This is a genomic window from Streptomyces sp. NPDC087270, assembly GCF_044744625.1.
In the GTDB taxonomy this organism is placed as follows: Bacteria; Actinomycetota; Actinomycetes; order Streptomycetales; family Streptomycetaceae; genus Actinacidiphila.
Window position 1 is genome coordinate 210,860 of sequence record NZ_JBIUYR010000008.1, and the last position, 11,414, is coordinate 222,273.

Sequence of the window (11,414 nt, forward strand, 5' to 3'; positions counted from 1 at the left end):
GGCGCGTCGGCGGGCCGGTCGGACGTGCGAGGGTGGCGGCATGTTGATCGCGATGGCGGGGCTGCCCGGTGCGGGGAAGAGCACGGTCGCGCGGGCGTTGGGACGGGAACTGGCCGCTCCGGTCGTGTCGGTCGACCCGATCGAAGCGGCGATGTGGCGTGCGGGGGTCTCCCGCGGCCAGCCCACCGGCCTGGCGGCGTACGTCGTGGCCGAAACCGTGGCCGGCGATGCGCTGGCCCTGGGCCAGACGGTGATCGTGGACGCGGTCAACGCGGTGGACGCGGCGCGGGGGCAGTGGCGGTCCCTGGCCGAGCGGCACGGCGTGCGGGCGGCGTTCATCGAGGTGGTCTGCTCGGACCGGGCGGTGCATCGCCGGCGCCTGGAAGCCCGATCCCGCGGGATCGAGGGTTTCGCCGAGCCGACATGGGAGGCGGTGGAGCGGCTGCGGGAGGAGTACGCCCCGTGGACCGACCACCGCTTGGTGCTGGACGCGATGACGGCCCTGCCGTCCAACCTCGCGACGGCCCTGGCGTTCCTGGCCGCGGCCACCTGATCCGCGGGCTACGGCGCCGCGCACCTGACGTACGGGGCTGGTGGTCGGACTGGGGCAAGGAGCGCTTCCGGGGCGACGATCGGCGCGGTGAGCGTGACGTCGAGCGACTGTAGGGCCGCCAGCCGACGGCGCGCGGCCGTCAGGATGGCGTCCACGGCGCTCTCGGGGACCTCGCCGACGAAGCCGATGTCCTGCATGGTGAGGTGCAGTCAGCGGTCGGGGACGAGGTCGAGTCCGTTCAACCGGGCGAGGACCGACCGGTATTCGGCGGCCAACCGCTTGACGTCGGCCATGCCGCTGAAGGTGGGGTGCGAGGTGTGGAAGGACCGGGCGTGGCGCCAACCGGGCCGTCACCAGCAGGGGTTGGTCAGTGCTCGGTGTCCGTGGCCACGGGGACGAATCCTGTCAGGCGCCTTCCGTGCCTGACGACAGCGCGAGTCTGCGCGGGGGCTGATCCAGACACCGGTCCGCCACGCTGTACTCCGACGGACTCAACCGGCTGTGCGATCAACTCACACGCGCCGCGGCTCGGTTCGCGGCTCGTCACGAACCAGGCGGCCGGTGAATCCGCGGTCGCACAACCGGCCGTAGGCAGCGTGGATTTCGGCCGGGACATGTTGGTCGATGATGAGTCCTCGCTCGGGGTAGATGATGATCCGCTGTGTAGCGCCGACCATCATGGCGACGACCAGGTCTTCGTCGCCGATGGCGGAGACGTAGTCGTCGTAGGTCATGGGCGCCGATGCGCAGACGGCGTCCACGGACGGCCAGAGCTTCCGCAGCGTCGCGTAGGCCCGTCGTTCCTCGTACGGCTTGCTGACCAGGAGGAGTGACGTAACCTCGACGCCGGTGGATTCCAGGAGCGCCCGGGATTTCGTGATGTTCTCCCCGGTGTTCCTCGCCTCCGACTCCAGCAGGACCGCTGACTCCGGTACGCCCAGCTCGAGTGCCCGCCTGCGGTAGTGCACAGCCTCGCCAAGTGGCATGCGAGCAGCGGACGTTGGACTGGTGGCTCCGGTCATCACCACGAGAGGTGCCATGCCGCGCGAGTAGAGATCCGCCGTGGTGTCCGCCACGGTGAGGTCGTGACTGCCCAGTGCGATGGCGACCGAGCACGGGCGCGGCGCGTGGTGCATCCGCAGGTAGTCCCACAGCAGCAGGGCATCCGCGTGCGCGGTCGGTGAGAGGGTCACGCACGCTCCCCGTCCTGCGCCGAGTCCGGCACATCGAATTCGTACTCCCACGCGAACCGGGATGCGGCGTGGAGCCCGAGCGCGAACTCCACAACCGTGCCGTCGGCGGTGTAGGTAGTCCTGTGCAGTTCCACAACGGGCTCACTCGCGGGAAGTTTCAGCAGCTCTGCTTCCTCGGCCGTCGGCATGCGAGCGAAGAGTTGCTCCCGCATGTGGTCGATCTCGTACCCCGCGTCGTAGAGGACACGGAACCCACCGCCACGGCCGGCCGGCCCGGGACTGGGATCGACAATGCGCGTGCCCTCGACATGCTCGGGGCGGTAATAGCTGGTCAGAGTGTGCGTCGGCTGGTGGCCCTCCTTGACGAGCCGGGCGCGGGCGTACACGTCCGCTCCGTCCGAGAGCCCCAGCGCGCTGGTGACCAGGTGGCTTCCCTTCACCAGGCCCACGGTCTGCGTTTGCTCGCCGCGGTTGTACGGACGGCCCGATGCGACTCGGTCGGCAATGAACGCAACCTCGTCCCCGTCCCGCCACTTCGCCTTGTCATATCGCGCGATGCCGAGCCGCTTGAGCGGTGTCCGGTGCCGCACCACCGTGCCATGGCCGCGCGACGACGTGACCAGTCCCTCCGCTTCCAGCGCCTTGTACGCCATGTGGACGGTGGACTTGGAGCCCTCACCTGCCTCCACCAGCGCGCGGATATGCGGCAACGGCTGGCCCGGTCCGTACTTGCCGTTCCGGATCTGCTCCGCGAGACGATCCGCGAGTTCCCGCCACTTCGACGCCATCGTGCCTCCTCTCAAGGGGTCCAGTGAAACACAGTCCTAGGACTGTTGACAGTCCTGGGACTGTAGCGCCATTCTCTTCTCAAGCGTTTGCAGTCCCAGGACTGATGACGGGCTCACGGAGGTCGCCCTCGCCCCCGCCCACTCCCTCACCCCCCTCCACGCCCCCCGCGTCATTCCACCGCCCCCTGAACAACCCGGGGACGGTGCAGCCCTCCACAACACACCCCACGGACAAGGACCGAAACATCAGCCATTCCGTTGCCCGCCCGCCCACAAGAGGAGAGCACCCTGTGAAGACCATCGCCGAACAGCCCACCGCGCCCTGGGGCTCCCGCCGACTCGCGCCGTACCCCACCACCATCCGCCGCCCGCACTCCACGGTCGCTCTCGACCCCGCCACGCAACTCGGCGTGTTCCGCGACCGGACCGGCCAGGTCGTCGAGATGGGCGCGCACGGCACCAGCAAGGGCACCGAGACCTCGACAATCACGAACTCGGACTCGAAGAACGATCAGGGCCACGACCAGGACTCGCAGCAGGACTGACGACGTGACCGAGGACCGGCCGGTGTTGGTGGTCACCGAGGCGGACGACCTGACCGCCGACATGGTGATCACCGAACTCAATCGGCGGAACGTACCCGTGGTCAGGTTCAACCCCGCCGACATCGGCGCCGACCTGACGGTCTCGGCTCGGTTCAGCACCCGCCCGGCCGCCATGACCGGGCGGGTGCGCACCCCGTCGAGGAGCGCTGATCTGACCCGTGTCCGTGCGGTGTACTGGCGCCGCCCCCAGTGGCCCGCCTTCGCCCACCTGCAACCGGACGACGCCCGCTTCGCGGCCACCCAGGTCCGCTTCGGACTCGGCGGCATCCTCTACGCCATGGACCGCCCGCTGTGGGTGAACCACCCCCTTCAGGTCGCCGCCGCCGACTACAAGCCCGCCCAGCTCGCCCTCGCACAAAGCCTCGCACTATCCGTCCCGCCCACACTCATCACCAACGACCCGGACGAGGCACGCGAGTTCATCACCAGCACCCCAGGCGACGTGCTGTTCAAAACGCTGCGCTGGACCCCGTACACGCGGGACGGCGTACCGGTCACCGGTTGGGCCGAACCCGTGTCCGCCGGCGAGATCGACGAGAGCATTCGCGTCGCCCCGCACCTGTTCCAGGCCCGCGTGGACAAGATGGCCGACATCCGCGTCCTGGTCGTCGGCCGGCGGACCTTCGCCGTGCGGATCAACTCCACCCTCCTGGACTGGCGCAGGGACTACAGCGCCCTCACCTACACCGTCGAGCACATCCCCGACCGGGTGACCACAGCCCTGCACGCCTATCTGGAAGTCCAGGGTCTGGTGTCGGGGAGCTTCGACCTCGCAGTGGACCGGGCGGGCGACTACTGGTGGCTGGAGCTGAACCCGAACGGCCAGTGGGGGTGGTTGGAGACAGAGACCGGCTTGCCGATGTCCGCGGCCTTCGCCGACCTGCTCACCGAAGCCCGAGGAGAACGCCGATGACCGACTCGACACGCCAACGCCGCCGCCTGGCCGAGCGGCTCGCGGCCGACGGGGTACTCGTATCACCCTTACTGCGGGCGGCCGTTGAGGCCGTACCGCGCGAACTGTTCCTCCACCCCGGCGTGTTCCTCGACGAAGGCCCCGTGTGGAGGCCCGTCACGGCCTCCGGTGCCGCCCCGGCCGCATGGCTGGAGTGCGCGTACCGCTACGACACCCTCACCACCCAACTCGACGGCCACCTCACCGCCGACCAGATCATCGAACCCGTGGCGGGGGTGCCCACCTCCTCCTCCACCGCCCCGGCCACCGTGATCCGCATGATGGAGAGCCTGGACCTGCAACCGGGCCACCGGGTACTGGAGATCGGCACCGGCACCGGCTATTCGGCCGCCCTGATGTGCCACTACCTCGGTGCGGGCAACGTCACCACCGTCGAAGTCGACCCGCGGGTAGCGCAGCGCGCGGACACCGCCCTGGAAACGCTCGGCTACTCCGCCTGGACCGTCACCGGCGACGGCCTCCTCGGCCACCCCCGCAACGCCCCCTACGACCGTGTGATCGCCACCTGCGCCGTCCGCCGCATCCCGCACACCTGGGTCCGCCAGACCAAGCCCGGCGGCACCATCCTCGCCACCATCGGTTCCTGGCCGTACGGAACCGGCCTGGCCAAGGTCACCGTCGACGACGACGGCAACGCCGAAGGCCGCATCATCGCCCGTTCCTCCTTCATGCAGGCCCGCGCCCAAACCGTGGTGCCGATCGCCGGCGACCTGTCCGCCCGGACGGCCTACGTCGACAGCGAGCGGAAGACGACGGTGCCGCCGACCCTGCTCGACGACTGGATGCCCGCGTATGTCGCCCAACTCGCTGCCCCCGGTGCCCAACTCGTCCGCGCTGCTCGCAGTGACGGGACCAAGCTGCTGTACCTCTTCGACCCGGAGCGCGAGTGCTTCGCCGAGTTCACCGCCGACGGCAACAACTGGACGGCCCGGCAGGGCGGCCCTTTGCCCCTCTGGGACACGATCGAACAGGCGCTCCTCGCCTGGCAGGCCGCAGGCCACCCCGAGATCGACTCGGTTCGCCTCCGCGTCACGCAGGCGGCGCACCGCTACTGGATCGACGGAGCCCCGGACCTGCGCTGGGAGCACCGCCTCGACTGAGACGAGAAGGGCCTTCTACGGAGGCACTACCCTCGTGCGTGAGTAGCCGTCGCATCATGGAGAAGCGGAATGGACGACGAACCGCTGACCGAGTGGGCGGAACGCCGTGACGCCAAGATCGGACGGCTCCGCGCGCTCCCGCTGCTCCCCGGCGACGGCCCACGAGCAGGGCACGTGAACCCCGGGGCCCCTCGCCTGATCCAGCGGTGGAACGGCCACGCCTGGGAGCCCCACGCCTTCGCGGCCAACCTCGCGGAAGCGAGGCGCATCCTTCATGCCGCGGCCCACGAACCACCCGCCCAAGCCCCGGTGCCGACACCGAACCCCCTCCGCGCCGGCACCGGAAAGCACCGCAAGCCCCAGACGCCGGGGCCCAACGAGCGCTGACTCCCGCCCGCCGGAGCCGCGTGTCGAGCAGCGGTGGCGGAGGTCTTGTCCCAGGCGTGCCGGGGGAGCAGCGGGGTCGTGCCGAGCACGTCGTACAGCGCGGTGAAGGTGCTCGGCATCCCGCGACTGGTCCTGGCCCGGGGGCGGATCGTGGCCGTGGTGGGGGAGAACGGGGTGGGGAAGTCCGCCCGCCCGCCCGACGCGGTCGAGGCGGGGATCGGCCTCGTGCCGGAGGACCGCAAGGTGCAGTCGCTGCTGCGGCCCACTCGGTGCGGTGGAGCGCCAGGTTTCCCACCCCGCGCCGGGTCGGCACCCGGGACGTGCTGCGGCCCCCGGGCGGACAAGGAGCACGCGGCCCACCGCGTCCAGCCCTGCGCGCTCGGGGGTTTTTGCTATGTGGGATAGCTATGTAAAATAGGGGTATGGAGGATCGCGAGGTGTTGCGGCTGCGCGCGCAGTTCAAGCAGCTTCAGCGGCGGTTGCGCCGCGAGGCGGGGCCGACGCATGGGGTGTCGAGGACGGCCCGGCAGGTGCTCGCGGCGGCTGAGCGGCTGGGGGGTGCGCAGCCGCGCGGGCTCGCGGAGGAGTTGCAGATGACCAGTTCGAACGTGGCGGCGGCGCTGCGCGAGTTGGAGGGCGCCGGGTTCGTGCGGCGCAGCCGGGACGAGGAGGACGCGCGGCGCGTGCTGGTGGCGGTCACCCCCGCCGGGAGCGCGGCCGTCGCGGACGCGCGCAGCCAGCGCGACACGTGGCTGGGGCGGGCGGTCGAGGCGCTGCTGGACCCGGAGGAGCAGCGCGTGCTGGTTGCCGCGGGCGAACTGCTGGAGCGGCTCGCCGAGTTCGAGCTGCCCGAAGGTGCGACGCCGGGCCGGGCGGCGGGCCCGACGTGACGGGCGCGACCGGCCCGCCGCCGTCCCAGCCCCAGCCCCAGCCCCCGTCGCCGGGACCCGAGCCGAGTGGCCCCCGTACAGCCGCCGCACGCGTCACCGGCGACGGGCCCGACCACGGCGACCGCGGCGGCCTCGGCGACGACGGCAAGGGCGCGGCGCGGGCACACCGGCTGCCGCGTGCCTTCAGCTCGCTGTCGATCCGCAACTACCGCCTCTACTTCTGGGGCTACGCGGTGTCGATCGCGGGCACCTGGATGCAGACGCTGGCGCTCGCGTTCCTGGTGCTGCGGCTGACCGGCAGCGGTGCCGACCTCGGGATCGCCACCGCCGCCCGCTACCTGCCGCTGGCGCTGCTCGGCCCGTTCGGCGGCCTGATCGCCGACCGCTACGACCGGCGCCGCCTGCTGTACGTCACGCAGTCCGCGTCCGCCGCGGTCGCGCTGGCCTTCGCGCTCATGACGGCCCTGGGCGCCGCGAGCTTCACCGGGGTCGTCGCGCTGTCGCTGGCGCTCGGCGTGCTCACCGTGGTCGACAACCCGGCCCGGCAGAGCCTGATCGGCGACCTGGTGCCGCGCGAGCGGCTCGCGAACGCGGTCACCCTCAACTCCGTGTCGGTCAACCTCGCCCGCGTGCTGGGCGCGGCGGCCGGCGGCGCCCTCGTCGCCGGGGTCGGCCTGACCACCTGCTTCGTGCTCAACGCCGCGTCGTTCGCGGGCGTGCTGGTCAGCCTCGTCCTCATGCGGCCCGCCGAGATGAACCCCGTCGACCGCCCGCCCCGCGAGAAGGGCCAGGTCAGGGCCGGCCTGCGCTACGCCTTCCGCACCCCGGCGCTGCTGCTGCCGCTGGTGATGATCACGGTCACCGGCGCGCTCGCCTACGAGTTCCCGGTCACGCTCCCGCTGGTGGCGCGCGGCGCCCTGCACGGCGGCGCGGGCACCTACGGCGCGATGGCAGCCGTCATGGGGGTGGGCGCGGTGATCGGCGGCCTCGTGACCGCCAGCCGTGGCAACCCCCGGCGCAGCAGCACCCTCGCGTTCGCCGCCGCCGGCTGGGGCGTCGCCATCACCGCGGCCGCGTTCGCCCCGACGCTGCCCTGGGAACTGCTCGCGCTGCTCTTCGTCGGCTACGGCAGCATCAGCTTCAACTCGCTGTCCAAGACCGCGCTCCAGCTCGCCGCGGCACCCGCGATGCGCGGCCGCGTGATGGCGCTGTGGGCGCTGGCCTGGGGCGGCACCACCGTGATCGGCGGGCCGCTGGTCGGCTGGGTCGCCCAGGACTTCGGCAGCCGCTGGTCGCTCGTGATCGGCGGCGTGCCCACCATCGTGCTGGGCATCCTGATGCTCCCGGCGCTGCGCCGCATGGACCACTCGGCCGGGCAGGGGGCCTCCGCGTAACCGATGACGTCGGGACGGCGGTCACGCGGAGCGCGTGCGGTGACGCGGAAGTGCCGAGCGCGGGCGGTGACGCGGAAGTGCCGAGCGCGTGCGGTGACCCGGAAGCCCAAGCCCCCCGCGCGCGGGGACCCGGTGACCCCGCTCGCTCAGGCCGCCCCGCCCTCCGCCGCCAGCAACTCCCACAGCGCGTCGTACACCCCCGGCGCCGCCACGACGACGCCCGTGCCCGACAGGTCGGGTGGCAGCGGGAACGGCTCGGGCAGCAGGTTCCCGCGCCGCGCCCCCGCCTCCGTGGCGACCAGCCCGGCCGCGGCCACGTCCCAGGGCGCCAGGCTCTCGGTGTGCGCGTCGAGCATGCCCGTCGCGACCAGCGAGATGTCCAGCGCGGGCGAACCCGCGCGCCGCACGTCACGGCAGTTCAGCAGCAGCCGCCGCACCCGCTCCAGCACCGCGTCCAACTCCTCGCGCCGGTGCGGGAATCCCGTGCCCACAAGGGTGTCACCCAGCACCGACGTGTCCGCGACCGCCAGCCGCGACCCGTTGCAGCGCGCCCCGCCGCCCTTCACCGCGGTGAACGTCTGCCCCAGGAACGGCGCGTGCACCGCGCCCGCCCGCACCACACCGTCGACCGCGAAGGCCACCGACACCGAGACGTACGGGTAGTCGTGCGCGAAGTTCGCCGAGCCGTCCATCGGGTCCACCACCCACACCGGACCGTCGAACATGCCCTCCCGCCACCCGTCCCAGGTCTCCTCGCTGACCATCCGGTGCGCGGGGAAGCGCGCCGCGAGCACGTCCCTGATCAGCGCGTCCGCCCGCAAGTCCGCGTCGGTGACGACTCCGTGGCCGTCCTTCGGGCGTCCCCGCGCCGCCTGCGTCCCGCGCAGCCGCCGCAGCAGCCCGCCCGCCGCCCGCGCGGCCCGCTCGGCCACCACGGCGGCCGTCGCGTCGTCCGCCCCGGCCGCCGGGTCCGCGGAGCCCGCCGCGTCCGCCGATCCCGCTCCACCCGCGCTGCCCGCTCCACCCGTTCTGCCCGCGCTGCCCGTCCCGGCCATCCCGACCTTCCCCCTCGTCCCGTCCCGCCCGGCCGGCCCCGGCGGAGCCGCGGACCGGACCGTGCCACCACGTCCTCATTGTCAACGACTCGACCGCATCGTGAGATGCCGCCTGCTGTGTATGCTGCGGGCGCGGCGGGCCCGGACGCGGGAAAGTACAACCGGGAGCCGTACGGCCCGCACCCGCGTACGAATCCGGCGGGGGTGGCCCGCGACCACCGCGTCCGGGTCCACAGACACCCCGAGGGCGGACGCCGCCCGACCGGACACCGCAGAAGGAGCAACTACGTGGCGATCGACCGGGCCCGCGCCGGGCGCCTGGCCCCGCTGCCGTTCGCGACCGGCGGCCTCGACCTGCTGCCATTGGAACCCGGGCACGGCGGGGAGATGGCGAGGGTGCTCGCCGACCCCGCCCTGCACCACTACATCGGCGGCGAGCCGGCCACCCCCGAGGCGCTGCGGTCGCGGTACGAGCGGCTGGCCGCGGGTTCGCCCGACCCCGCCGTGGACTGGCTGAACTGGGTGATCCGGCTGCGCGCGGACGGCTGCCTGGTGGGCACCGTCCAGGCGACGGTCGGCATCGAGGACGGCGGGCAGGTCGCCGAGATCGCGTGGGTGGTCGGCACGCCGTGGCAGGGCCGCGGCATCGCCACGGAGGCCGCGCGCGGGCTGGTGGACTGGCTCGCCGGGCAGCGCGTGCCGACCGTGATCGCCCACATCCACCCGGACCACGCCGCCTCGGCCGCCGTCGCCACCGCGGCCGGGCTCGCACCCACCCGCCAGTGGCACGACGGCGAGGTGCGCTGGCACGGGACGACGGCCGCCGACAGCTAGGACAGGCGTACGCCGGAGGGCGCGCGTGCCGTGCAGGGCGCGCGCACCACCCGGCGTCGCTCCGGGGCGGGCGCCGCGCTCAGCGTGCGACGGCCAGCGCGAGCGAGGCGACGGCCAGCGCCAAGTAGGCGGCGGGGAAGGCGATGTTGGCGAAGACGCGGGTCTTGATGTGCACTGCCATCGCGCCGACGAAGTACAGCACGAGTCCGATCGCGGCGGCGATGCCGATGGGCAGCACCCCCAGCAGTCCGAGCAGCAGCCCGACCGCGCCGGCGCCCTTGAGCGTGCCGAGCGGGCGGGCCCAGGACGCGGGCACGCCCACCCGCGCGGAGTTGGCGAGGACGAAGTCCGCCTTCGCGAGGTCGGCGACGGCCATGCCGCCGTTGATCGCGATCGTGACGGCGGTGATGGTCGCGTAGGCGAGGTACACGTACGTCTCCTGTTCGGTGGGTCCGGTACGGGGGTCCCGTCCGGTGCGGCGATAGGGCGCGGGGCAGTGGGGTGCACGGCGGCGGACGGCCACCGGGCGCGACCGACCACACGGGCACGCGGGGGTCGCGGGGAGCGTCGGCGGCGGCGGGCTCCGCTCCTGCGCCGGAGCCCCGTCCACCCGCACGACCCACCCTGGTCGAACCCCCGGTTGCCGTCCAATACCTGCATCCATAACCTGGCGGAATGGATGTGGACACGCGGTTGCTGCGCTATTTCGCAGCCGTGGCGGCCGAGGGGACGCTGACCCGCGCCGCGGAGCGGCTGTACGTGTCGCAGCCGGCGCTGACGAAGCAGATCAAGCAGCTGGAGAACCAGCTCGGGATGCGGCTGTTCACCCGCTCCCGGTCCGGTATGGCGCTGACCGAGGCGGGCCGCGCGCTCGCCGAGCGGGTGCCCGCGCTGCTGGCCGACTGGGACCGCGTGCTGCGCCAGACGCAGGCCGCGGAGGGACGTGCGGCGCGCGTGCTGCGGGTCGGCTTCCTGGCCAGCGCGGCCAACGAGGCGACGCCGTCCATCGTCGCGGAGTTCGCCCGCCGCCGGCCCGGCTGGCGCGCCGACCTGCGGCAGGCGTCCTGGTCGAACCCGACCGCCGGGCTGGCCGCGGGCGAGGTGGACGTCGGGCTGCTGCGGATGCCCTTCCCGGAGCAGGACTCCTACCGGTGGGAGGTGCTGTTCACCGAACCGCGGTGCGTCGCGCTGCCGTCCGCCCATCCGCTGGCCTCGCGCGCCTCCATCGCCTTCCGCGAGTTGTGGGACGAGCCGTACGTGGCGGCGAAGGCCGAGACCGGTCAGTGGCAGGAGTACTGGACGGCGGCCGGTGAACGCGACGGCCGCCCGGTCCGGATCGGCGCCGTCACCGACCAGCCCGACGAGTGGCTCAGCGCGATCGCCAACGGCGACGGCATCGCGCTCGCCCCCGAGTCCGCGGCCCGCTTCTACGCCCGGCCCGGCGTCACCTACCGCCCGGTCACCGGCGTGAGTCCCAGCCGGGTCTGCGTGGCCTGGGCGCCCGCCGACGACGGCGATCCCGTCATCCAGGACTTCGTCCGCTGCTGCCTCGACGCGATACCCGACGCACCCGAAGAGCCGGACCCCGGTCCCTCCCCGGACCCCGGTCCCTCCCCGGACCCCGGTCCCGACCGTCACTGAA

At 72.8% G+C, this 11,414-nt stretch carries 14 protein-coding genes; 10 read left to right on the forward strand and 4 right to left on the reverse strand.

Translation table 11 applies throughout. From position 1 onward, the window contains the following. Window positions 1-40: 40 nt before the first annotated feature. A complete protein-coding gene (locus ACIPAE_RS18305) occupies window positions 41-553 on the forward strand; it encodes an AAA family ATPase (protein ID WP_329361369.1) in 513 nt (170 codons plus the stop codon). A gap of 512 nt (window positions 554-1,065) precedes the next feature. Here the strand turns inward: ACIPAE_RS18305 and ACIPAE_RS18310 are convergent. Together ACIPAE_RS18310 and ACIPAE_RS18315 are read right to left on the reverse strand one after the other, a co-directional pair. After that, window positions 1,066-1,689, reverse strand: coding sequence for a YdcF family protein (locus tag ACIPAE_RS18310; protein ID WP_402446500.1), 624 nt, complete (start codon window positions 1,687-1,689; stop codon window positions 1,066-1,068). Between the two features lie 53 nt (window positions 1,690-1,742). Next, complete coding sequence (locus ACIPAE_RS18315) at window positions 1,743-2,534, reverse strand: GntR family transcriptional regulator (RefSeq protein WP_329361367.1); 792 nt, start codon at window positions 2,532-2,534, stop codon at window positions 1,743-1,745. Window positions 2,535-2,824: 290 nt separating this feature from the next. On the opposite strand from ACIPAE_RS18315, the gene tgmA reads away from it, so the two are divergent. The 7 genes from tgmA (at window position 2,825) to ACIPAE_RS18350 (ending at window position 7,883) form a co-directional block, all read left to right on the forward strand. Continuing rightward, the gene (gene tgmA / locus ACIPAE_RS18320; protein WP_328473419.1) at window positions 2,825-3,079 is read left to right on the forward strand and encodes a putative ATP-grasp-modified RiPP; all 255 of its coding nucleotides are present in this window, start codon (window positions 2,825-2,827) and stop codon (window positions 3,077-3,079) included. Window positions 3,080-3,083: 4 nt separating this feature from the next. Continuing rightward, on the forward strand, window positions 3,084-4,052 hold the full coding sequence (gene tgmB, locus ACIPAE_RS18325) for an ATP-grasp ribosomal peptide maturase (RefSeq protein ID WP_402446245.1): 969 nt from the start codon (window positions 3,084-3,086) through the stop codon (window positions 4,050-4,052). Continuing rightward, entirely contained in the window at window positions 4,049-5,212 is a 1,164-nt protein-coding gene (tgmC, locus tag ACIPAE_RS18330) for an ATP-grasp peptide maturase system methyltransferase (protein ID WP_329361363.1), read from the forward strand. Before tgmB ends, tgmC begins: the two co-directional genes overlap by 4 nt. Window positions 5,213-5,281: 69 nt before the next feature. Beyond that, window positions 5,282-5,599, forward strand: coding sequence for a DUF6087 family protein (locus ACIPAE_RS18335; RefSeq protein WP_402446248.1), 318 nt, complete (start codon window positions 5,282-5,284; stop codon window positions 5,597-5,599). Between the two features lie 78 nt (window positions 5,600-5,677). Continuing rightward, the gene (locus ACIPAE_RS18340) at window positions 5,678-6,004 is read left to right on the forward strand and encodes a hypothetical protein (RefSeq protein WP_402446251.1); all 327 of its coding nucleotides are present in this window, start codon (window positions 5,678-5,680) and stop codon (window positions 6,002-6,004) included. Between the two features lie 17 nt (window positions 6,005-6,021). Next, the gene (locus ACIPAE_RS18345; protein WP_366411958.1) at window positions 6,022-6,489 is read left to right on the forward strand and encodes a MarR family transcriptional regulator; all 468 of its coding nucleotides are present in this window, start codon (window positions 6,022-6,024) and stop codon (window positions 6,487-6,489) included. Further along, a complete protein-coding gene (locus ACIPAE_RS18350) occupies window positions 6,486-7,883 on the forward strand; it encodes an MFS transporter (RefSeq protein ID WP_402446254.1) in 1,398 nt (465 codons plus the stop codon). The genes ACIPAE_RS18345 and ACIPAE_RS18350 overlap by 4 nt, the downstream gene beginning before the upstream one ends. A gap of 146 nt (window positions 7,884-8,029) precedes the next feature. Here ACIPAE_RS18350 and ACIPAE_RS18355 read toward each other — a convergent pair whose 3' ends face one another. Then, a complete protein-coding gene (locus tag ACIPAE_RS18355) occupies window positions 8,030-8,938 on the reverse strand; it encodes an inositol monophosphatase family protein (RefSeq protein ID WP_402446256.1) in 909 nt (302 codons plus the stop codon). Window positions 8,939-9,226: 288 nt separating this feature from the next. On the opposite strand from ACIPAE_RS18355, the gene ACIPAE_RS18360 reads away from it, so the two are divergent. After that, window positions 9,227-9,772 (forward strand): GNAT family N-acetyltransferase, encoded by a 546-nt coding sequence (locus tag ACIPAE_RS18360; protein ID WP_402446259.1) that lies wholly within the window; start codon window positions 9,227-9,229, stop codon window positions 9,770-9,772. Between the two features lie 79 nt (window positions 9,773-9,851). Here the strand turns inward: ACIPAE_RS18360 and ACIPAE_RS18365 are convergent, their stop codons facing one another. Continuing rightward, window positions 9,852-10,202: a DoxX family protein gene (locus ACIPAE_RS18365; protein WP_328473434.1), complete on the reverse strand. Its 351-nt coding sequence runs from the start codon at window positions 10,200-10,202 to the stop codon at window positions 9,852-9,854. A gap of 245 nt (window positions 10,203-10,447) precedes the next feature. Here ACIPAE_RS18365 and ACIPAE_RS18370 point away from each other — a divergent pair, with 245 nt between their 5' ends. After that, on the forward strand, window positions 10,448-11,413 hold the full coding sequence (locus ACIPAE_RS18370; RefSeq protein ID WP_402446261.1) for a LysR family transcriptional regulator: 966 nt from the start codon (window positions 10,448-10,450) through the stop codon (window positions 11,411-11,413). Window position 11,414 lies beyond the last annotated feature (1 nt).

Bases quoted from the DNA above. Each gene is read 5' to 3' on its own strand.
- ACIPAE_RS18315 (WP_329361367.1), bottom strand. From the start codon at position 2,534: ATGGCGTCGAAGTGGCGGGAACTCGCGGATCGTCTCGCGGAGCAGATC.
- ACIPAE_RS18355 (WP_402446256.1), bottom strand. From the start codon at position 8,938: ATGGCCGGGACGGGCAGCGCGGGCAGAACGGGTGGAGCGGGCAGCGCG.
- ACIPAE_RS18370 (WP_402446261.1), top strand. From the start codon at position 10,448: ATGGATGTGGACACGCGGTTGCTGCGCTATTTCGCAGCCGTGGCGGCC.
- ACIPAE_RS18345 (WP_366411958.1), top strand. From the start codon at position 6,022: ATGGAGGATCGCGAGGTGTTGCGGCTGCGCGCGCAGTTCAAGCAGCTT.
- tgmC (WP_329361363.1), top strand. From the start codon at position 4,049: ATGACCGACTCGACACGCCAACGCCGCCGCCTGGCCGAGCGGCTCGCG.
- ACIPAE_RS18310 (WP_402446500.1), bottom strand. From the start codon at position 1,689: ATGCACCACGCGCCGCGCCCGTGCTCGGTCGCCATCGCACTGGGCAGT.
- ACIPAE_RS18305 (WP_329361369.1), top strand. From the start codon at position 41: ATGTTGATCGCGATGGCGGGGCTGCCCGGTGCGGGGAAGAGCACGGTC.
- ACIPAE_RS18335 (WP_402446248.1), top strand. From the start codon at position 5,282: ATGGACGACGAACCGCTGACCGAGTGGGCGGAACGCCGTGACGCCAAG.